This window comes from Pseudarthrobacter sp. RHLT3-21, assembly GCF_059383495.1.
Genome location: NZ_JBWZCI010000005.1, coordinates 12516 through 34010 on the forward strand (window position 1 = coordinate 12516; position 21495 = coordinate 34010).

The following is a 21495-nucleotide window of genomic DNA, read 5'->3' on the forward strand; positions in this document are numbered from 1 at the left end:
AGTTTGGCGTGCTGCGCCTCGGCGGGATGGGCAAACTCTTCCACTCCTGCTAGGCGCCTTCAACCCTAGGCGCGTTCCTGCGCTCGCCTAGACCTCGGCCTTGCCCTGGCGCCAATACCCCATGAACGCAACCTGCTTCCGGTCGATCCCCACGTCCCGCACCAGGTACCGCCGCATGTCCTTGATGGCGGCTGCTTCACCGGCGATCCAGGCGTAGAAAGGCATGGCGCCTGCAGGCATGTCCGGGTTCTTGGTGGCACCGATCGCCGCGGTGTCCATCCGCGCAGGGGTCTCCCAGAGGATGTCCACATCCACGTTGACGTCCTCTGGCTCGGGTCCCGCGCCGGCGTCGGACGCTTTGATAGCCACCCAGCCCGGCACCGGAACGGCCAGGCGGACGGCTTCCTGGAGCATCTCCCCGTGCGGGCGGGAGCGGCCGATGGCCGCGCCGCGGGCAAGCCAGGTGATCTCGACGTCGGCGGGCGTCTTGAGATCCAGGAAGTCACCCGCCTCCGGCACCTCAAGGAAAGCGTGGCCGGTCATGTACGCGGGAAGGCTTTCGAGGATGGCGGAGATCGCGGGGATGGCGGTTTCGTCGCCGCCAAGGAGGACGCGCTGGGCCATGCCCGGCCGCCATTCGATGCCGGAGTAGATCTCCGCGGTCACGCAGTGTGCGGCCCGGTTGTTGGGGCCGATGATGGTGATCGCATCGCCCGGCTTTGCGTTCAGCGCCCAATTGGCGGCCGGCCCGCCGTTGCCATGGTCGTCGAAGTGCATCACAAAATCAACGTCGATTTCCGGGTACACCGAATCCAGCCGCGACCGGCGCACAGTGTAGGTGCGCATGGAGCCGCGGACAGCCGGATCCATGGCGAGCCACTCCCGGTACCAGCCGGCCTGCTCCATCTCGAAGACCGGCAAGGGCAGCTTCGTGCCGTCGGACGCCAGGGACGGGATCATCAGTTTGATCCGCAGGTCCATGGTGTCGCCGTGAACGCCAAAGTCCCGCAGCGAGTAGCCACCGAAGGTGATCCGGCGGAAGTTGGGGCTCAGCTCCTGCACCGAGGAAACGGTCACCTCGAAAGCCAGGGTCATGGGCTCGGTGGCGGCGATGTCGCGGGTCTTCATGAAACGAGCTCCAGTTCGGTTGCGGTGGTGTGGTGGCGGCCGATGGGGATAATCAGGGGCGTGCCCGAGACGGGGTCGGGAATCACCCGGGACTCAAGGCCGAAGACGTCACGGACCAGCTTTTCGGTGACAACAGTTATGGGGTCACCCAGGGCAACCACGGCACCGCCCTTCATGGCGATGACGTGGTCCGCGTAGCGTGCCGCCAGGTTCAGGTCGTGCAGGACGATGGCCACGGTGGTGCCGCGCTTGCGGTTCAGATCCGTGACCAGGTCCAGGACCTCCACCTGGTGCGCCAGATCCAGGTAAGTGGTGGGTTCGTCCAGCAGGAGCACGTCGGTTTCCTGGGCAAGCGCCATGGCGATCCAGACGCGCTGGCGCTGGCCGCCGGACAGTTCATCGACGTTCCGCTCAGCGAGTTCCAGCGTTTCTGTCGCTTCAAGCGCGCGCTGCACGGCGGCGTCGTCCTCGGTGCTCCAGCTGCGGAAGAAGCCCTGGTGCGGATACCGTCCCCGTCCCACAAGGTCGCGGACGGCGATGCCGTCCGGCGCGGTGGGGTGCTGCGGGAGGAGCCCCAGCGTGCGCGCCAGTTCACGGGCCGGGCGGGCGTGGATGTCCTTGCCGTCCAGCGTGACCACGCCGGCTGCCGGTTTGAGAAGGCGGGACAGTCCGCGGAGGAGCGTGGACTTGCCGCAGGCGTTGGCGCCCACAATCATGGTCACTTTGCCCTCGGGGATATCCGCCGTGAGGCCGTCCACCACGCAGCGCTGGTCGTATTTGAGGGTGAGGTCCTGGGCGCTAAGAACGGCCATGTCAGGCATCCTTTCGGTTGGCCGTGACCAGAAGCCACAGCAGGAACGGGGCACCGAGCGCGCCGGTGATAACGCCGACGGGCAGCACGGTGCCGTCCAGCAGCAAGGGGGCGAGGTTGGCCGCGACGTAGTCGGCGGTGAGGACAATCAGCGCACCCACCAGGGCCGACGCCGGGAGGCTGGCTTTGAGGGTGAAGCGCCGGGCGATCGGGCCGGCCAGGAAGGCGACGAACGAGACCGGCCCGGCAGCTGCGGTCGCCACCGCGGCGAGTGCGACGGCGGTGACCACCACGGCGAGGCGGGTGAACCCGACGCGGATGCCCAGCCCGGCCGCGGCGTCGTCGCCGAGTTCCAGAATGCGCAGCGGCCCGGCAAGGGCGATGACGGCGGGGACCAGGACCAGCAGCGCCAGTGAGAGCATGCCCGCCCGGTCCCAGTTGGCGGAGTTGAGGGAGCCGTTGAGCCAGACGAGTGCGTCGGCTGCCGTGCGGATGTCCGCGCGGGTCATCATGAAGTTGACCACCGCATGCAGGGCGGCGGCGATGCCCACACCGGCCAGAATCAGCCGGTTGCCCGCGGCGTTCCCCCGGTTGCCGCCGCCTGAGCCCAATGACGGTCCGCGGGAAATGGCGTAGATCAGCGCTGCGATGCCCAGCGCGCCGCCGAGTGCCGCTCCGGACACGGCGGGACCGGTGGCGCCGAAGATCACGATGGCGGTGACCGCGGCCGCGCTTGCACCGTAACTGATGCCGATCACGTCCGGACTGGCCAGCGGGTTGCGGAGCATGGTCTGGAACAGGCCGCCCGAGAGGCCGAACGCGGCACCGATCATCACGCCGATGACGGCCCGGGGCAGCTTGTTCTCCATGACAATGAAGCTTGCGCCAGGGATTTTCTCGCCGCCGGTCAGGTGCCCGATGAGGATCTTGAAAAAGTCCGGGATAGTCACGGTGTAGCTGCCCAGGAGCACGTACACCGAGAACATGACCACGACGCCGAGGGCCAGGGCGGCGGTCCGGTTCAGGAGGGTCCGGCGCATCAGGGGCGCGCGAACTCGCAGATAATCCCCTGTTTTCGCGGTTTTGAGGGCGTTATCTGCCAGTTCGCCCCCCGTGGAGGTGGAGGTGGTCACAGTCCGGCCGCCTTTCCGCGGCGGATGAGCCAGACGAAGACCGGCGCTCCAACGAGTGCAGTCATGATCCCGGCCGGAACCTCGCCGGGCAGCAGCACTATACGGCCGATAATGTCCGCGCCGAGCAAAAGTGCCGGAGCGAGGACCAGGGAGAACGGCAGGATCCAGCGGTAGTCGGGGCCGGTGAGTGACCGGACGGCGTGCGGAATGACCAGGCCAACAAAGCCGATGGGCCCTGCCAATGCCGTCGCTGAGCCGCACAGCAGCACGATGCCCAGGGCGGTGACGCCGCGGGCCAGGCCCACACGCTGGCCGAGGCCGCGGGCGACGTCATCACCCAACGCCAGGCTGTTGAGGATGCGGCCTGTGCCAAGAACAATAAGTGCCCCAGCGGCCAGGAATGGGAGGCCCGGGAGCACCACTGCCCAGTCGCGGCCGGAGATTCCGCCCACCTGCCAGAAACGGAAGCGGTCCAGGGTGTCCTGGCTGGAGACGAGAATGACGCTCATCAGGGAATAGAGCCCGGCGCTGAGCGCGGCTCCGGCGAGGGCGAGCTTGACCGGCGTCGCACCGTCGCTGCCCATGGACGCAACGAAGTAAACCACGACGGCGGCGGCTCCGGCGCCGATGAACGCGAACCAGATGTAGCCGCTCAGGGACGTGACGCCGAAAAGGTAGATGCCGGTGACCACGGCCAGCGCGGCCCCGGCGTTGACGCCCATGATGCCCGGATCTGCCAGCGGGTTGCGGGCAACGCCCTGCATGGCGGCGCCGGCCAGGCCCAGGGCACCGCCGGCGAGTATTCCCAGGACGGTGCGGGGGATGCGCGCGTGGACCACGGCGTGGTCCCCGTTGGCGGCGTCGAACTGGGTGAGCGCCTGCCAGACGGTGGCTAGGGAAAGGCCCCGGGCGCCGATGGCCAGGGACGCGGCGGCTAACAAAGAAAGTACGACGACGGCGGCCAGCAGCCAGGCAGCCTGCCTGGTTCTGGCCTTTCCGCCGGCGCTAGCCAATCGACCGGCGCGAACGGACACTTGAGGCCCTCGTTGCGACCCGATCGGGGTCCCAAGTGTCCGTTCGCGCTGTCCGGCGGGTGCCGTCGTCGTACTTTCCGTCATGGAACGGTGCTTACTTCACTGCATCCGCGGCGGTGGCGAGCTGCGGGAGGAACGTGTCCAGCGCCCACGGCAGGCTCAGCGGCGAGGAGGCGGAGATTGCCAGGACCAGGCTCTTGTCCGCATCTGCAACGAACGCGCCGTTCTTGATGGCCGGAATCTGGCCCAGCAGGGGGTCGCTCTTGACGGCCGCAGCGGTCGCGGCATCCTCGACCGAGCTCAGGAAGATATCGGCCTCAAGTTCGTTGGCCTTCTCGGCGGACCACGGCACGAAGAAGTCCTTGGAGCCGGCGGAGGCCTTCTCGGCGACCGGGGCCAGCTTCATCCCGATGGCTGACAGGAACTTCGGACGGTTGTCATTGGCGGTGTACAAGCCCGTGGCCGTGAGATCTGCGGGATCGGTGTAACCGTAGATGAAGCTCTTGCCGGCGATCTGCGGGTACTTGGCAGCTTCTGCCTTGACCGTGGCCTCAGTCTCGGCGATGAGCTTGGTGGCCTCAGCCTCCTTGCCCAGCGCCTTGCCGATGATGGAGGTTGCATCCTGCCATGAGGTTCCGTAGGCAACCTCGGGGTGGGCCACCACCGGCGCGATCTCGTTGAGCTTCTTGTAGTCCTCTTCGGTCAGGCCGGAGTAGGCGGCCAGGATGACGTCAGGGGTGAGCTTGGCGATCTCGGTGAAGTTGATGCCGTCGGCCTCGGAGAACTGGACCGGGGCCTTGTCGGAACCGAAGCCGGCGCCGAGTTCTTTCAGCGCTGCGTCCTTCCACGGGGTGGAGCCCTGCTCATTGCCGCCCCATTCGTTCTTGGGGACGCCCACCGGGACCACGCCGAGGGCGAGGGAAACGTCGTCGTTGACCCAGGAAACGGTGACCACGCGCTTGGGCTGGTCCTTGATGGTGGTCTCACCGAAGGCGTGCTTGATCGTGACCGGGAACTGCGAGCTGCTGGAGCTGGAAGCGCTGGCGTCCGAGGTGGAGGACGCGGGGCCGGTGGAGCAGGCGGACAGGGTGAGCGCCGCGGCGGCCAGAACTGCCGTTGCCTTGCCGGCTGACTTGAACAGCGTGCGGCGGGTGGCGCTCGGGCCGGAGAAGAGGGGGGAAGTCACGGAACTCCTTAGGTGAATGAAGCGAACCTAAGTAAGGGTAGCCTAGCCTGCTCATAATTAGAAAAGCTTTGTATTGCGTAATTGATAATGTGACGCATCAAATAGCATCAGGTCATTGCCGGCAGGGGGTGAACAGTGGTTCACTCTTAAGGGGGTAAACGCGCGTTCACCGCACGAACCCCCTCCCCAGCCCACACTTGAAAGCACCTGATGACGCGTTCCAACGCCAACACCTACCGGGCCCCGTCCCCGTCCGCCATCACCGCCGTCCTGGCCCTTAGCGGCACGGTGGTGGCCCTCATGCAAACACTGGTGGTGCCGCTCCTTCCGGACTTCCCCCGGATCCTGGGTATCACTGCCGACGACGCCTCCTGGCTGGTGACTGCCACCCTGCTAGCCAGCGCCGTGGCAACGCCCATCGTGTCGCGCAGCGCGGACATGTACGGCAAACGCAAGATGATGGTGGTTTGCCTGGCGATCATGGTGGCCGGTTCGGTCATCGCCGCGGTCGGCGGTTCCTTCCTGTGGCTGGTCATCGGTAGGACGCTCCAGGGCTTCGCTTCGGCACTGATTCCGGTGGGCATCAGCATCATGCGAGATGAGCTGCCCAAGGAGAAGATGGGCTCCGCGGTTGCCTTGATGAGCGCCACCCTGGGAATCGGCAGCGCCATGGGCCTGCCCCTGGCCGGAGTGCTGTACGAGAGCCTGGGGTGGGCCTCGATCTTCTGGGTGTCCGCTGGCGCCGGCGCACTGCTGCTTGTTGCTGTGGCCCTGGTGGTCCCGGAATCCAAGGTCCGCACGCCCGGGCGCTTCGACTACGCGGGAGCGCTGGTGCTCTCCGCAGCCCTGGCTGCCCTGCTGCTGGCGATCTCCAAGGGCGGCGCCTGGGGCTGGGACTCGGAGCCGGTTCTGCTGCTGTTCCTCACAGCCGCAATACTCCTGGCCGCTTGGGTCCCGTATGAGCTGAAAGTCAGCCAGCCGATGGTTGACCTGCGGACATCGGGCCGCAGACCGGTACTCATGACCAACGTGGCCTCCCTGCTCATCGGCTTCGCCATGTTCGCCAACATGCTCCTTACCACCCAGCAGCTCCAGCTGCCTACAGCCACGGGCTACGGTTTCGGGCTGAACGTCATCACCGCAGGGCTGTGCATGGTCCCCTCCGGGCTAGCCATGGTGATTTTCGCGCCTGTTTCCGGACGCATCATCCGCCTCTTCGGCGGCAAGTCTGCGCTGATCGCCGGCGCCATCGTGATGATTGTGGGCTACGTGAGCCGCGTCTTCTTCTACGACTCCATCGCGTGGGTCATCATCGGTTCAACCGTGGTCAGCGTGGGCACGGCCATCGCCTACGCCGCCATGCCCACACTGATCATGGGCGTGGTGCCGATCACCGAGACCGCTTCGGCCAACGGGCTGAACAGCCTGGTCCGGTCCATCGGCACCTCGACGTCGAGCGCCGCGGTTGCCGCAGTCCTCACCTCAGTCAGCATGACGGTCGGGGCCGTACAGCTTCCGTCGTTCGATGCTTTCAAGGACGTATTCTGGCTGGCCGCGCTGGCAGCGGCAGCCTCGATGCTGGCGGCCCTTTTCATCCCGCGCGCCGCTGCTGCGCACCGCCCGCCGACGCCCGCCGTCGCCGCCACCGAACTGGTGGTACAGGGCCGCGTCCTGGCCCCGGACCACCGCCCCCTCACCCCCGCCGTCGTCACCGTTCTGCAGACCGACGGCGAGCCGGTGGACTGGAGCCGGGTAGACGCTGAAGGCAACTACTCGGTGGCGCTGCCCGGCGCGGGGAGGTACCTGATGGTGGCCAATGCCGGCGGCTGGGCACCCATGGCCGAAGTATTTGACTTCGACGGCCGCACCCTCCAGCAGAATTTCCTCCTCCGGGACCGCTTGGAGCTCAGCGGCTCGGTCAGCGCCGGCGGGGAGCCTGTGGCCAGCGCCATGGTGACGCTGATACAGGCCAGCGGCGAGCATGTGGCCACCACCCGGACGGACGACGACGGCGGGTACGCCTTTCCGCTGCCCGTCGCCGGCCGCTACGTCGTGACCATGCTTCACCCAGTGACCCACGGGGCTGTGGCTAAGAAGCTCGCGATCGACAACCGCTCCATGACCCTGGATTTCGCCGCGCCATCTGTGGAGGAAAAGTCCGGAGAGCGCGTGGGCGCGTGAGCGGCCCCAGCCATGACGCGATCCTCGGCTCCGCCGGACGCCTTTTCGGGGAACGCGGCTACCGCGCCGTGACGGTGCGGGACATCGCCGCAGACGCAGGTGTTTCGGCGGCCCTGGTCATGAAACTCTTCGTCTCCAAGGAAAAGCTCTATGCTGCGGTCCGGCCCGACGAGTCGCAGCTCGCCGAACTGCAGGTCCCGACGTCGGAACTCGGCAGGGCCCTGGTGTTCCGCGTGTTGATGCGCCGGGAACGCGGAACGCAGGAGCCGTGGGCCACCATCCCGCTCGCCGTGCTGGACTCCCCCGACCCCGAGGCTGCCCGGACAGACATCCGCGAACGCTACCTCGCCACCACCGCCCGGCTCGTCGGGGACACCACGCCGGAGCGCCGGTTCGCCTCCACCGTGGTGGCCCTGATGACCGGCTTCGGCGAGACCGTCCGCACGCTGGGCCTCTTCGACGGCTGGGAATTTGACGAGCTGGTGGGACACTACGGCGCAATCGTCCAGGCCCAGATCGACGCCTGCACGGCTGCCGAGTAGACGCTCTCTCAGCTCCTGCAGCAAAAACCCGAACGCTCCCTCTACGTCTTGAGGCAAGTGAGAGAGCGTTCGTAAAAAACGTGCAGGAAGTGAGAGAGCGTCCGGGTCAGCGGAGCACGATGTCCACGGGGTTCGCCTCGGACCGCCACTGACCTTGTGCGCCGGGCCGGGGCCGGATCACCGGGGCGGTGAGCACGCCGGAGCGGTTGGTGCGCTTGTCCCGCAGGATCTCCGTCACGGAGCCCAGGTGCCGGGACAGGTCGATCACGTTCTCCGGAGCGGCCAGCAGCAGCTGGAATCCGAACTCGTGCAGCGCCTTGATCCCGGCGCCGGCGAACTCCTCCGAGGCCAGCACAAACGCCTCATCCATCATCACGGTGCCGTACGTGGTAAACCCCTGCTCGGCGATGCCCAGCTGATAGCTCAGGGCCGCGGCCATGATGAACGCCGTGAAGCGCTGCCGCTCGCCGCCGGACATGGAGCCGGTGTCAGCATGCATGTAAACGTCCGTCCGCTTGCCGCCGCCCTTCTTGCCCGACGCCGGCCCGGCCACCTCCCGGTGCTCCTTGCACTGGATGAACAGGTGCCCGCGGACATCCAGCACTTCGGCACGCCAGCGCCGGTCCTCCGGCGTGGGCGAGCCGAGCCGCTTGACGAGCGTTTCGAGGGTCTTGTACCGGGCGGTGAGCTCGGCGTCGTCGCCTCCCCCGGTTTCCGGGCCCGAACCCGCACGGGCAGGACGCGCGTGCCGGGCCTTCAGCGCGTTCTGGATGGCGTCCTTGAACTGCTTGGCCGTGGCCGGCAGGGTCTGCTTGATGTCCAGTTCCAGGAAGCTGCCCTCGTGGAAGTTAACCTCGGACAGGATGCCGTTAAGTGGCAGGATGCGGCTGGTGATGGACCGCCGCTCCTCGTCCAGCAGGTGCAACAGCGTGCTGAACGATTCATGCGTGCGCTGGTTGAAGAACTGCCGGAACTCGGACTCCTGGGCGGGCAGGCCGTCGCTGATGATGGCGTGGTAGCGGCCCTCGAACTCCCCTGCCGCGCCGATGGAGGTGCCGTGGTCCGCGGAGATCGCGGAGCCCCACTCACGCACAAAACCCTCGAAGATCCGGGTCAGCCGCTCGGAGGTCGCCTGCCCGCGCGTCTCGGCGGCGTGCAGCTCCCCGAGCAGCGCCGTCCGGACGCGGTTGGCCAGGTTGTCCAGCTCATGCATCTCGCTGACGTCGCCGAAATCGATGAAGTACGGTTCCAGCGCGGTGACGGTAACGTCCGACGGCGGCGCCTGCTCCAGGCGGGCACGCGCGGCTTCCAGCAGCGAATCGGCGGTGCTCAGCTGCCGGTCGAGTGCCTTGTATTCGCTCTGCAGGACGGCTGCGGCTTCGGTGCTGGCCTGGTGTTTCTGCCGCGCGGTTTCGATGTTGGCCCGCAGCGGTTCCAGGTCGGCCTGGGCTGCGAGGGCATCCTTGAGCCGCTGTTCAATCCTGGCGAGTTCATCGGCGGCGACGGCAGCGGAGACCTGTTCCCAGGGCCGGTGGTCCTCCGCGATCCGGCGGAGGGCATCGAGCTGCCGGCTCATGCCCTGGTGGGACTCTTCACGGTTCTGGGCCAGCTCGGCGGCCTTGGCGAGTTCCTGCTGCAGGTCCTCCACCTGGGCGGCCACGAGTTCCAGCTTGGCGGCGTTGTCGAAGCCGAGCACGTAGTCCTGGCGGCTGGTGAAACGGTCGTCCTTCTCTACCGTGTGCCGGTTGCGTTTGACCACACCGCCCAGGCTCAGGCCCTTGTCCAGGGTGGCCAGTTCGTTGGGGTCCTCGACGCACGGGTAGGCGAAATCGAGGGCGATCCGCTCCCGGATCCATTCCCCGGCCTCCGCCACCGCTCCGCTGGCGAGGATGTCCAGCTTGGTGAGCAGGTCGCCGTCGCGCGCGTCCTCCACGGCGAGGGCGCCGCCCGCGAGCGGCTTGGACACGTCCACCGCCCGCAGGGCACCGCGTACCTTGTTGTCGTTCAGGTAGCGGGTCACCGCGGCGAAATGTTCGCCGGGGACCAACAACGTGGTGGCGAGGTTCCGGAGGGCGCGCTCCGCGGCCGGCCGCCACCGTTCCGCCCCCTCGGCGAGGTCCATCAGCTCGCCGCCGAACGGCATCCGGTCCTCAGGAACACCCGTGGCAGCGGCGATTGCCGCCCGGTTTTCAATGCTCGACGGCGGCAGCAGGGACTTGCGCGTCTTCAGCGACAGCAGCTCCTGCTGGGCTGCCGCCAGCTCACGCTTTTTGGTGGCGTGGCCGTCGAACGCTTCGAAACGAAGCTCCTGAAGGGCCTTCGAGTCATCCTTGAGCTCAGCCGACCTGGCGGCAGCCTGCTCGTGGGCCTGTTCCCACCCCTCAGCGGTCCACTCCAGCTGCAGGCCGGCGTCGGACAGCGCCTTGCGGGCCGCTTCCTCCACCTGCTCGCGCAGCCGCAGACCCACCTTGGCGTTGTCCAGCGACTGCTCGATCGCGGAGATCGCGTTGCCGCCCTGGCTGTTGTAATCGGTCTCCAGTTGGCGCAGATCCTTGGCCAGCCCGTCACGGACCGAGCGTTCCGCGCCCAGCTCCTTGGCCTTCGCCTGGGCCAGGTCCTTGAACCGGGCCAGTGTCTTCTGGTGCACCGTGACGGCGAGCTGCTGCTTGTAGGCTTCGAACTCCTCCCCCGACAGCTCCCGCAGCCGGTTCGCGTCCAGGAGCGACTGAGCATATTCCTTGTTCAGCCCGGGCACGGGGGCCAGCTGGTCGCGCTGCTGCCGCACGTCCTCCAGCCGCTGCCGGATGGACATGAGGTTGCTGAATTCCTCCACCACGTCGTCCGCCGCGGCGAGGGTGGCGGGGGCATCCAGGACCTGGTCGCGGAAGAACGTATTGACGCTGCCGCCCAGGCCCTTGCCGGCCTGGATCACGCGCAGCAGGGGCAGGGCCTGGTCCGAGCTGATGCCAAGGAGGCGGCGGAAACGCTCCGCGAAGGCCTTGTGGACATCGAAGATCTGCGCGTCCGGGAAGATCGTCTCCAGCGCAGCTTTGGTGAAGCGCTTTTCCGCGATGTCCTCGATGGCCGGCAGGTCCAGCGGCTTGCTGTCGATCAGGTAGAAACGCCCGACGCTGGACTCCGTGCCGTTTTTGGGTAGGTCGAACAGGGCGGACACCGTGATGCGCGTGCCCGCGGCGTTATCGAACGTCAGGGCGACGGCGGACCACGTGGCACCGGGGCGCTGGAACGCACTGGCCGAGCCTTCGCCCACGGCCTTGTCGCCCACCTTGCCGCGCATGTAGGTGAACGTGGTCCGCTTGTCCTCCACGGCACCGCCGGCACGCTGGGCCGCGGCCTCGTTGGAGCGCGGCCGGGCATCAAACACGCGCAGCATGGCATCAAACAGCGTGGACTTGCCCACGCCCGAGTTGCCCGTCAGCAGGGTTCCGTTGCGGTCCACGTGCATCGTGTGCGCCCCATGGAATGTGCCCCAGTTGACCACCTGCACCAAAGCAAGGCGCATCTGGCCGGGATTCGTGAGGTCGCCCATCGGCAGCATGGTTGCGATGCTCACTTTTCGTTCCCTTCTTCGTGGTCGCCTATCGCGCCGCCACCGGACACATGCTCTGCATGCTCGCTCGTTCCGCCCCGCGGACTCCCTTGCCTCGCAAGCTCGGCCAGGGAACCCTGTCCGCGTGGGCCCAGCTGAGACGCATGCTGCCGCATGTCCCCGGTGTCGTCGCTGCTGTCAGTCACCGAATCGTCATCCTCAGTGTCGTCGTCTGTGCGGAGGGGATTCTCGCTGTCGAGTTCTATTAGTGCTTCTGTGCCTGTTGGGTCTGTGGTGGCGGCTACCAGCGCGTCGATTTGGGTGGGGATGTCGCCGATGTTTTCGAAGGGGAGGGCCAGCGGGAGGGCGTTGGAGATGGTGTAAACATCGTCCAGGCCCGTGGTGAGGAGCAGTTGGCGGGCCAAGAGCTTGGTGATGGCACGGGTGACCACGTCGGAATCGCGCAGCGCGTCCTGCTGGCCGGCGGGCTGGTAGTGGGCCACAAGGTCAGCGATTTCCTCGCGGGTGATCGTGGCATCGGTCTGGGCCGTGACGTGGCGGTCCAGCAGCATCCGCAGGCGGAGCAGCACGATGGTCTCCACCCGGCTCAGGGCACGCTGTTGGCGCAGGATGCTGGAGCGGCTGCTGCCGCCGATGGCCTCAGGATCCACCGGGCGCAGGACGGCGATCTTGCGTTCGTGGTCCAGTTGCAGGGTCAGAAACAGCTCGGACAGGCGGCTTCGCAGGATGATCTGGTTGTCCAGCAGCATGGTCCATAGCTTCTCGTCGCGGCCGCCGTCAACGTACGGACCCTTGAGCAGCTTGACCAGCGCCTGGCGCACCTTCATCGAGAGAACGCCCGTGTCGCCGGGAAACAGTGCCGCGCCATCCACAAACGTGTCGCGGGGCGTGACGCTGAAGGGTCGTTCAGCACCAGATGCCGCCCCCGCCCCTTCGCCGCGAAGCTGATCTTCGATCAGCTCAGCGCGCGGCTCCGACAGCGGGACCGTACTTCCCGATTCTCGCAAGCTCGCATCGGGGCCCTCGTCCAGTCCCTTAGATGCCACTCCCTGGGCGGCATCTGGTGCTGCACTCGTGTCGCTTGAAACTTCAGTCATCGTCAATCCTTCTTGAGGGTGACCACCGGCAGGTACGCCGTGCGGGTGGTGCCGTCGATCTGTTCGTAGTCCAGGCCATCCCAGGCGTCGCGGTCAAAGGCCGCACCCTCCTGGAGGGCGTGCGAGAGGAGTGCGCGGACGGAGTTGATGTGCTGCTCCTCCGGCGGCAGCTGGACCCAGGCCTCGGCCAGGGTGGACGCGCCGGCCACGGCGGCCCGGATGGCGTCGGGGCGTGCTTTGCCCGTTCTCGGCGAGCGCACGCGGTCGGAGTCGCTGAAGGCGATGGGGTCAGCCAGCTTGGGCGGGACGGCGAACTCGTCCGGGTCGTAGAGCTTGACCATGGCCAGCGATTCGAACCCGGCGTTGAACAGCACCGGACCGCGGACCAGGCCCGGCCGTTCGCGTTCATACGGCAAGGACCTGATGGCTTGCTCGGCCTCGCGCAGCACCTTCCGGAGGCGGACGGACTGGCGGAAGTCGTCGCTCTGGACGTATGTGTTCAGGCTTTCGCTGAGCTTGCCGTAGATCCGCTGGATCTGGCTGTGCTGGTGGCGGAGCTCGGCCACCAGGTTCTTGAGCGTTTCGCGGTCCTCCGGCGAAAGGTCGTCGGCAAACTGCCGGCTGAGGACTTCGCCGATGGCCGAACGGAACCGGACCTGCTGCTGCGGGTCTTCCAGGAACGCGGTGAAGGAGCGGAAGGTCCTGCCCTCGGGGCTCTGCCGCAGCCGCTTGTCCGCGTCGAGCACCTGCGCCATGGTGGCGCCCTTGCTGAGCGACTCCTCGATGATCTGGTTGCGCAGTTCGCCCACGAGTTCCTCGATGCGGTCGCGCATCTTTTTGTAGTCGGCGGGCAGGCTGGCGGCGAGGTCAAGGATGTTACCGGCGGCTTCCAGGGCTTCGTCGTCGTCCAGCAGGCCGTCAAAGTCGCCGGAGCTGATGTCCTGGATCAGCTGCTGCCGTTCCCCGATCTCGTCCTCCAGGGATTCCAGCCGGGCGCTCTGGTCCGGATTGGTCTCATTGGCCAGCTTCTCCACGTCGCCCAGGAGGGTGCCCAGCCGGGACCCGTTCAGCGTGGAACGTTCGCTGGAGAGGCTGTCCAGGAAGGCGAGCACGCGGGCGGCCGGCTCCGTGACCTCATAAACGATCTGCCCCGACTGGTTGCGGCGGGTCAGGAAATGCTTGCGCGTCCACTCGTCCGCATAGTTCCTGCCGGACGACGTTCCGATGGCGGCGCCACCCAGCCCGGGCTCCTGGCGCCGGAGCTGATCAAGGAAGGAGTCGACGTCGGCGTGGAACTCCTCGAGCGGAAGCTGCGGACGTGTACGGGTAAAGGATGCCTGGAGCACCGCGATCACCCACGGCGCCGAGCGTGTCAGGGCCCATGCGGGTCCCTTGGTGAGGAGTTCGAGGTCCCGGAGCCGGGCACTGATCGCGTCAGCGGATGACCTGGCGGAGCGGGGCACGCGCTCTCCTTCAGCTGCTGGGGGATGGTTGGGCAGCGCGGATCGCGAAAACTGCCAACTACAAGGTTAACGCAGACCCTCCGCCCCTAAAGGTGAGGATCCCGCGACCGCTCCGTGACCTACGTCCCGGTAGCATTGCGATCCCGTATCAACCCGCCGTGACGGCCGGGCAGGTCTGGCTGGGGCGCCCAAGCACCCCTACGCTCATGCTACCGATCTCAACCGAAGCAACGGCGCAGCAGGGGGAACAATGCAGTTCGACTTAAGTGCAGTGGAGACCGCAACCATGGTGTTCATCGGAACCCTGGTGTTTGCCATGGTCCTGGTGGGCTTCGTCCTGACAGCGGGCTTCCTGGCCCTGGTCATGGTGGGGGTAGGCAAGTTCGTCTGGTTCCTCGCCTCCACCACGCTGCTGGCGGTGGTCCACGGGATCAACCACGGCTGGGACAGGCTGGTCCACCACGCCTCCACCGTGGAGATCCCCGGGGACTTCCAGGGCCAGCCATCCCCTAGCACTGGAAGCTACCCGCGGGTAATGTTGAGAGACAGCTGAAGGGTTCTCCAACCCGGCGGATCCATGGCTTGAACCGGCCACACCGGTCTGAGGAGATACCCCATGAGCTCCGCCACTGACAGTCCCGCCACGAACCCGCCTGCCACGGAAGTTTTTGCCACAGACTCCCCGGACGCCGAAGTCCCCGTCGCCGCGGCCAAAATCGGACCCGAAGCCACCGCGGCGGACGCCCGGGCACTTGCTGAAGCCTCGCGCGAGATTGGCTGGGACCGGCCCAGCTTCGCCAAGGGACTCTACCTGGGGAATTTCGACCTTAGCCTCATCCATCCCTGGCCGAAGGCAAAGGCCGATGACGTGGAACGCGGCGAAGCCTTTATGGAGCGCCTCACCCAGTACGCCCGCACCATGTCCGGCCGCATGATCGAACGCGAGGCCAGGATCCCGGACGAATACCTCCAGCGTCTGGCGGGCCTTGGCGTCTTCGGCATGAAGATCCCGCAGGAGTACGGCGGACTCGGATTGTCCCTGGTTTATTACGGCAGGGCCTTGGCTTTGCTCGGCAGCGTCCACCCCAGCATTGGCGCCCTGATCTCCGCGCATCAGTCCATCGGGGTGCCCGAGCCCGTGAAGGTCTTTGGCACGCCGGAGCAGAAACGTGAGTACCTGCCGCGCTGCGCCGCCGGCGCCATTACCGCGTTCCTCCTGACCGAACCGGACGTGGGCAGCGATCCCGCCCGGATGGGCAGCACCGCCGTTCCAACGGACGACGGCGGGACTTACGTCCTGGACGGCGTGAAGCTTTGGACCACCAACGGTGTGATTGCCGAACTTGTGGTGGTGATGGCCGTGGTGCCGGCCCACACCGATGCGGACGGCACCGAGCATAAGGGCGGCATCAGCGCCTTTGTGGTGGAAATGGACTCCCCCGGCATCACCGTAGAGAACCGCAACACCTTTATGGGACTGCGTGGCATCGAAAACGGCGTCACCCGGTTCCACCAGGTGCGCGTGCCCGCGGCCAACAGGCTGGGACGTGAGGGCCAGGGCCTGAAGATCGCGCTCACCACGCTGAACACGGGCCGGCTCGCCCTGCCGGCGTTGTGCGTCGCGTCCGGCCGCTGGAGCCTGAAGATCGCCCGGGAATGGTCCAACGCCCGCACCCAGTGGGGCCGGCCGGTGGGCCAACACGAAGCCGTGGGCAAGAAGATCGCCTTCATTGCCGCGTCCGCCTTCGCCCTGGACGCCGTCTTCGAACTGTCCGCGGAACTCGCGGACGCCGGGCAGAAGGACGTGCGGATCGAGGCGGCCCTGGCCAAGCTGTGGTCCACCGAAATCAGCTGCCGGATCGCCGACGAGCTGGTCCAGATCCGCGGCGGCCGTGGCTTCGAGACAGCGGAGTCCCTGGAAGCCCGGGGCGAACGTGCGGTTCCGGCCGAGCAGCAGCTGCGCGACCTCCGGATCAACCGGATCTTCGAAGGTTCCTCGGAGATCATGAAACTGCTCATCGCCCGCGAAGCGGTGGATGCCCATCTTGCCGCCGCCGGCGACCTTGCGTCCGTGGACGCGAGCCTCCAGGACAAGGCGCGGGCCGCCGTCGGGGCTTCAGGTTTTTATGCCAGATGGCTCCCCAAACTCGTGGCTGGCGCCGGAATGGACCCCAGGTCCTACAGCGACTTCGGCAGGCTGGCCAAGCAGCTGCGCTTTGTGGAACGGTCCTCGCGCCGGCTGGCCCGCCAGACGTTCTACGGCATGGGGCGGTGGCAGGCAAAGCTGGAGTACAAGCAGGCGTTCCTGGGCCGCGTGGTGGATATCGGCGCCGAGCTGTTCGCCATGGCCGCATGCTGTTCACGGGCCGAGATGATCCTTCGCACCACGCCGGAGCATGCCGCCAGTGCCTACGAACTGGCAGAGGCGTACTGCGAGCAGGCCCGCGTCCGCATTGACGAGTACTTTGACCAGCTGTGGCGCAACACGGACGACGGCGACCATATACTCTCCCGCAAGGTCCTGGCCGGGGACTACACCTGGCTTGAGGCGGGCGTGCTGGATCCGTCGGAGGGCACCGGCCCGTGGATCGCCGATGCCACACCGGGGGCCTCCACCAAGGAAAACCTGCACCGGAAGTACCGTTAGCTACTACTAAGCAGCCTTGTTATCGCTGGTCACCAGTGGTTGAGTTGACCCATGAGCAACCAAACGGACCCAGAGGACAGATTTCCGCCCACGACGCGGAATGCGAATCTACGGAATGAAACTGCTCGTGACCAAACCTTCGCCACTGGCGAGCCCACGCGCGCCTTCGACCAGGCGCCGGCGCCCTATGCCGAGCAGGACTATGACCCGGCAGCCCAGGCGCCGCTGACCGACGATCCGGTGCTGGATCCACGCCTGACGGATCCGCGCCTGACCGACCAGCAGACGGCCGTGGCCAGGGAGAAGGACCAGTTCGGCGGCATCAAGGTAGGTTCGGCCTTTTTCGGCTGGCTTGCTGCTACCGGCATGGCCGTGCTGCTCACGGCCTTTGTGGCGGCAGCCGGAACGGCGGTGGGGCTGGCGAACAACACTGACGTAAACGAGGCCGTCAACCAGGTAACGACGAACGGCGCCATCGGGCTGGTGGGCATCATCGTCCTGCTGGTGGTCCTGTTCATCTCCTACTACTCGGGCGGCTATGTTGCCGGCCGGATGGCACGGTTCAACGGCGCCAGGCAGGGCTTTATGGTGTGGATCTGGGCACTCATAGCCGCGGTGGTTATCGCGATCCTGGGACTCGTCGCCGGGCAGCAGTTCAACGTCCTGGCCAGCCTGAACAGCTTCCCGCGCATCCCCATTAACGAAGGCGAACTGACCCTCACCAGCATCATTGCCGCCGTCGTGGTGGCCCTGGTCGCGCTGGTGGGTGCCGTGCTCGGGGGCCTGGCGGGCATGCACTTCCACCGCAAGGTGGACCGGGCCGGCTTCACCCCGGACGAAACGTAAACGGGAGCTAGGCGAGCATCACGGCGTCGACGTAGTACCAGCGGCGGTTCTCGCGGACGAAGCGGCTGGTTTCGTGGTGGACTCCGCGTTCGCCGTTGTGCCGGAAGTGGGCTTTGAACTCCACGGTCCCCTCAGTATCCAGCGGGCCGCCGCGGCTCGTGGACAGGATGTCCAGGCGGCGCCACTCCATGGCCGGGTCCAGTTCCAGGTCCGAAGGCGCAGTATCCGGATGCCAGGTTTTCCGGAGGTATTCGGCGTTCAGCAGGGCAAACGCGCTGTAGCGGAAGCGCATCAGCTGCTCCGCCGTGGCGGCTTCGGCCCCGCCGTTGTGGAACCGCCCGCAGCAGTCCGTGTACGTCTCGCCCGACAGGCAAACGCAGGGGCCGGCGTTGATCGGATTATCGGGCATGGTGCTCCTGTCGCGGTTGTCCGGGCCGCTGTCCGGCGGCCTCGTGGATCCCTTCCGACTATAGGGCGCTGCCGGTGTTGTCATTTCCGGTAACAGCTTCGAAACAACCTCGGACGAACCCCGCCCGGAGCCCGCAAGAGCGATAAATAGTCCGTAAGGTGGTGGAGGGCTGTTGCCCGTGGTGAGGGGTGCCGGGACGGACTCCGCCGCCGGCAGAGAGGAGAGGTGACGTGGGAGATTCGACGACGATTGCCCTCAACCTGACTTTTTTCGGCACGCTCGGCCTCGCGTTCCTGATGTTCCTGGGCCTGGTCCTGCTGGTGGTCATCACCTTGCTGCTCGCCGGCGTCGGGCGGCTGTTTGTACTGACCGTGATGGCCCTCTTGGGGCGGCTCCCCAAAAACGAAACCCTCCCCCTGGTTCGGTTGACCGGGGAGCCCGGGCCGCCGTCGGACGCCAACGCTGCAACGCACGACGACGCCGCTGCCGCCTCCACTGCCGGTAAGCCGGCCCGCGCCGGGGTGCTGCGCGCAAAGGCCGGCGCCCTGCGGACGACGGCCGGCGGAGCCCTGTACACCGTGCGCGCCCACAGCGCTGCCGCCGCGGCCGTTGTGAGCACGCCGCGCGACTGGCGCAAGGCCCTTCGAGACGGCCGCAACTACCTGAAGCCATCCGAAATCCGGCCCCGCTTCCACGACGCGGTGGAGCATCACCCCCTGCTGACCGCGGCCCGCAAGGAGCAGCCGGTGCTCGCCGAGGACTGGGCCGCTGCTGTGGCCGAAGCTGATGCCCGGGCCATGGCGCGCGCCCGTGCCGCCGCCCCCGAAATCAAGATCTCGGTGCGCGATCTTCCCGGCCCCTCCGTTCCCGCAGCGAAGGTCGAAGCGGTGGCTCCGCTAGTGGAGTCGGCGCTGCATCAGGACAACCCTGGGCACGACAAGCCCAACCGTGAGACCGCCGCCAGTGGGGCTGCCCGCTCGTTCACGAAGCCGCCCGCCCCGGCACCATTGTCCCTGCTGGACACCGGATCGCTGGTGTCGCTGTCCGGCCATGCGGAGGTCCTCAAGGCCAAGCTGCCCGCCGACAAGCGCTGAGGACGGCGCGGCGCCCGGGCGTCACAAACCGTCACCGTTCCGGCCCGCGTTACCCCGTACTACGAAAAGCGAAGCACTGTGGCTCTCTCCTGCGGCCCCGCGCCGAATTTGTGTAGCGTCGTGACGATCCACAGCAATCCGCGTGGACAAACGATTGTGAGGAGCCGGGGATGAGCCTCAGCGAACTTCGTGTGTTCGGCCGGTCCGGCACGCCCATCAGCCCGCTCACGCTGGGCACCATGAACTTTGGCGAAGGGCCGGGCGGCGCGTCCGGCGGCGCCCTGGCAGGCGGCGCCCCGACCGGAGCGGATGAAAGCATCCGCATCATCCACACCGCCTTCGACGCCGGCATCACCGCGGTGGACACCGCGGATGTGTACTCCCAGGGTGAGTCCGAGCAGGTGGTGGGCCGCGCGCTCCGCGGCCGCCGGGACGACGTCTTCCTGGCCACCAAGTTCCACGGGCAGATGAGCGCCAACCCCGCGCACTCCGGGAACTCCCGGCGCTGGATCATGCAGGCGGTGGAGTGCAGCCTTCGCCGGCTGCAGACGGACCGGATCGATCTTTACCAGGCGCACCGGCCGGACTACAACACCGATGTGCTCGAAACCATCACCGCCCTGAACGACCTCATCCGGCAGGGAAAGATCCTCTACTACGGCACCTCGGTATTCACCCCGGCGCAACTCGTGGAGGCCCAGTGGCTGGCCACCACCAACCACCTGATCCCGCCTGTTGCCAACCAGGTCCCGTATTCGATGCTGGTCCGCGGCAACGAGCGCGATGTCCTGCCCATTGCGCAGCAGTACGGCCTGGGCGTGCTGGCCTACGGTCCGCTGGCCGGCGGCTGGCTATCCGGCGAGTTTGTCCTCGATGCCGGGAAACCGCCAACCCGGGTGCATTCACTCCCGGGACGCTACGACATTTCCGGGCCTTCCAGCGAACGGAAGCTGCTTGCTTCGGATTCGCTGGCCCGGCTGGCTGACAAGCTGGAGATCTCGCTCGTGGAACTGTCCATCGGGTTCGCGCTGAACCACCCCGCCGTCAGCAGTGTGATCATCGGCCCGCGCACCGAAGACCATCTCAAGGCCTACCTCAGGGCAGCGGACACCCTCCTGGGCGAGTCCGTGCTGGATGCAGTCGACGAACTGGTCCCGCCCGGGACCAACTTCGTGGAGCGCGACGCCGGCGCCGTGGTGCCGTCCCTGGAGTACGCGGAACTCCGCCGCCGCTGAGCACGGCAGCCGCCGCACCGCCGTCGGACATTCCGGCCGGAAAGCCCTTACCCAGAGCAACCAACTCCGTTAGCGTGGAACCCATGGAATTCAGATACCTCGGTAACAGCGGCTTCAAAGTCTCGGAAATCACGTTCGGCAACTGGCTGACGCACGGCTCCCAGGTGAAGAACGACGTCGCCACCCAGTGTGTCAAGGCAGCGCTCGACGCCGGCATCAGCACCTTTGACACGGCCGACGTCTACGCCAACACCGCCGCGGAAACCGTCCTCGGCGCGGCGCTGAAGGGCGAGCGCCGCGAGTCCCTGGAGATCTTCACCAAGGTCTTCGGCCCCACCGGGCCCAAGGGCAAAAACGATCTGGGCCTGTCCCGCAAGCACATCATGGAGTCCATCAACGGCTCGCTCAGCAGGCTGCAGACGGACTACGTGGACCTCTACCAGGCCCACCGCTACGACTTCGAAACGCCGCTGGAAGAGACCATGCAGGCGTTTGCAGACATCGTGCGGCAGGGCAAAGCGCTGTACATCGGCGTCAGCGAGTGGACGGCGGAGCAGCTCCGCGCCGGCCACGCACTGTCCAAGGAACTGGGCTTCCAGCTGATCTCCAACCAGCCGCAGTACAACATGCTGTGGCGCGTCATCGAGGCGGAGGTGGTGCCGGCATCCGAAGAGCTGGGGATCTCCCAGATTGTCTGGTCCCCGATGGGGCAGGGCGTGCTGAGCGGCAAATACCTGCCCGGCCAGCCTGCACCCGCGGGCAGCCGCGCCACGGATGACAAGGGCGGCGCCAGGATGATCGAGCGCTGGATGCGTGACGACGTCCTGGCCAGTGTCCAGGACCTCAAGCCGATCGCCGCTGAAGCCGGGCTCTCCATGCCCCAGCTCGCGGTGGCCTGGGTGCTGCAGAACCCGAACGTTGCCTCGGCCATCGTGGGCGCGTCCCGCCCTGAGCAGCTCGCAGACACGGTGGCCGCAGCGGGTGTGACGCTGGAGCCGGAGACCATGAAGACGATCGATGCCGCCATCGGCTCGCTCGCGGAACGCGATCCGGCGCAGACGAAGTCCCCCGCCACCCGCGAAGCCTAGGAACTCCTTCTCCTGGAGTTTTTGTCCAGA

General features: G+C 66.8%; 17 protein-coding genes. 8 read left to right on the top strand and 9 right to left on the bottom strand.

What is annotated here, in order from left to right:
- Window positions 1-87 precede the first annotated feature (87 nt).
- The 5 genes from AC50YA_RS07205 to AC50YA_RS07225 form a co-directional block, all read right to left on the bottom strand.
- Complete coding sequence (locus AC50YA_RS07205) at window positions 88-1128, bottom strand: siderophore-interacting protein (RefSeq protein WP_494981629.1); 1041 nt, start codon at window positions 1126-1128, stop codon at window positions 88-90.
- Window positions 1125-1940, bottom strand: a complete 816-nt coding sequence (locus AC50YA_RS07210) for an ABC transporter ATP-binding protein (RefSeq protein WP_494981630.1) — start codon at window positions 1938-1940, stop codon at window positions 1125-1127. Before AC50YA_RS07210 ends, AC50YA_RS07205 begins: the two co-directional genes overlap by 4 nt.
- 1 nt (window position 1941) lies before the next feature.
- Window positions 1942-2979 carry a FecCD family ABC transporter permease gene (locus AC50YA_RS07215; RefSeq protein ID WP_494981838.1) on the bottom strand — a complete coding sequence of 346 codons (1038 nt, stop codon included), beginning with the start codon at window positions 2977-2979 and terminating at the stop codon, window positions 1942-1944.
- A gap of 89 nt (window positions 2980-3068) precedes the next feature.
- Window positions 3069-4190 (bottom strand): FecCD family ABC transporter permease, encoded by a 1122-nt coding sequence (locus AC50YA_RS07220; protein WP_494981631.1) that lies wholly within the window; start codon window positions 4188-4190, stop codon window positions 3069-3071.
- 10 nt (window positions 4191-4200) lie between these two features.
- A complete protein-coding gene (locus AC50YA_RS07225) occupies window positions 4201-5292 on the bottom strand; it encodes an iron-siderophore ABC transporter substrate-binding protein (protein WP_494981632.1) in 1092 nt (363 codons plus the stop codon).
- A 210-nt stretch (window positions 5293-5502) separates the two neighbouring features.
- Here AC50YA_RS07225 and AC50YA_RS07230 point away from each other — a divergent pair, with 210 nt between their 5' ends.
- Window positions 5503-7473: an MFS transporter gene (locus AC50YA_RS07230; RefSeq protein ID WP_494981633.1), complete on the top strand. Its 1971-nt coding sequence runs from the start codon at window positions 5503-5505 to the stop codon at window positions 7471-7473.
- Window positions 7470-8015: a TetR/AcrR family transcriptional regulator gene (locus AC50YA_RS07235; RefSeq protein ID WP_494981634.1), complete on the top strand. Its 546-nt coding sequence runs from the start codon at window positions 7470-7472 to the stop codon at window positions 8013-8015. Before AC50YA_RS07230 ends, AC50YA_RS07235 begins: the two co-directional genes overlap by 4 nt.
- Before the next feature lie 106 nt (window positions 8016-8121).
- Here AC50YA_RS07235 and AC50YA_RS07240 read toward each other — a convergent pair whose 3' ends face one another.
- From AC50YA_RS07240 to AC50YA_RS07250, 3 genes are all read right to left on the bottom strand, one after another.
- Complete coding sequence (locus AC50YA_RS07240; protein ID WP_494981635.1) at window positions 8122-11589, bottom strand: ATP-binding protein; 3468 nt, start codon at window positions 11587-11589, stop codon at window positions 8122-8124.
- Entirely contained in the window at window positions 11586-12542 is a 957-nt protein-coding gene (locus tag AC50YA_RS07245) for a DUF4194 domain-containing protein (RefSeq protein WP_494981839.1), read from the bottom strand. The genes AC50YA_RS07240 and AC50YA_RS07245 overlap by 4 nt, the downstream gene beginning before the upstream one ends.
- Before the next feature lie 143 nt (window positions 12543-12685).
- The gene (locus AC50YA_RS07250; RefSeq protein ID WP_494981636.1) at window positions 12686-14146 is read right to left on the bottom strand and encodes a DUF3375 family protein; all 1461 of its coding nucleotides are present in this window, start codon (window positions 14144-14146) and stop codon (window positions 12686-12688) included.
- Between the two features lie 250 nt (window positions 14147-14396).
- Here AC50YA_RS07250 and AC50YA_RS07255 point away from each other — a divergent pair, with 250 nt between their 5' ends.
- The 3 genes from AC50YA_RS07255 (at window position 14397) to AC50YA_RS07265 (ending at window position 17639) form a co-directional block, all read left to right on the top strand.
- Window positions 14397-14699 carry a hypothetical protein gene (locus tag AC50YA_RS07255; protein WP_494981637.1) on the top strand — a complete coding sequence of 101 codons (303 nt, stop codon included), beginning with the start codon at window positions 14397-14399 and terminating at the stop codon, window positions 14697-14699.
- 63 nt (window positions 14700-14762) lie between these two features.
- Complete coding sequence (locus AC50YA_RS07260) at window positions 14763-16793, top strand: acyl-CoA dehydrogenase family protein (RefSeq protein WP_494981638.1); 2031 nt, start codon at window positions 14763-14765, stop codon at window positions 16791-16793.
- A gap of 51 nt (window positions 16794-16844) precedes the next feature.
- Window positions 16845-17639 carry a TIGR04086 family membrane protein gene (locus AC50YA_RS07265; protein WP_494981639.1) on the top strand — a complete coding sequence of 265 codons (795 nt, stop codon included), beginning with the start codon at window positions 16845-16847 and terminating at the stop codon, window positions 17637-17639.
- A gap of 7 nt (window positions 17640-17646) precedes the next feature.
- On the opposite strand, the gene AC50YA_RS07270 is transcribed toward AC50YA_RS07265, so the two are convergent.
- Window positions 17647-18048, bottom strand: coding sequence for a YchJ family protein (locus tag AC50YA_RS07270; RefSeq protein ID WP_494981640.1), 402 nt, complete (start codon window positions 18046-18048; stop codon window positions 17647-17649).
- 230 nt (window positions 18049-18278) lie between these two features.
- Between AC50YA_RS07270 and AC50YA_RS07275 the strand changes: the two genes are divergently transcribed.
- The 3 genes from AC50YA_RS07275 (at window position 18279) to AC50YA_RS07285 (ending at window position 21465) form a co-directional block, all read left to right on the top strand.
- A complete protein-coding gene (locus AC50YA_RS07275) occupies window positions 18279-19142 on the top strand; it encodes a hypothetical protein (protein WP_494981641.1) in 864 nt (287 codons plus the stop codon).
- 170 nt (window positions 19143-19312) lie between these two features.
- Window positions 19313-20377 carry an aldo/keto reductase gene (locus AC50YA_RS07280; protein ID WP_494981642.1) on the top strand — a complete coding sequence of 355 codons (1065 nt, stop codon included), beginning with the start codon at window positions 19313-19315 and terminating at the stop codon, window positions 20375-20377.
- An 83-nt stretch (window positions 20378-20460) separates the two neighbouring features.
- Window positions 20461-21465 (top strand): aldo/keto reductase family protein, encoded by a 1005-nt coding sequence (locus AC50YA_RS07285; protein ID WP_494981643.1) that lies wholly within the window; start codon window positions 20461-20463, stop codon window positions 21463-21465.
- The last annotated feature ends 30 nt before the right edge of the window (window positions 21466-21495 follow it).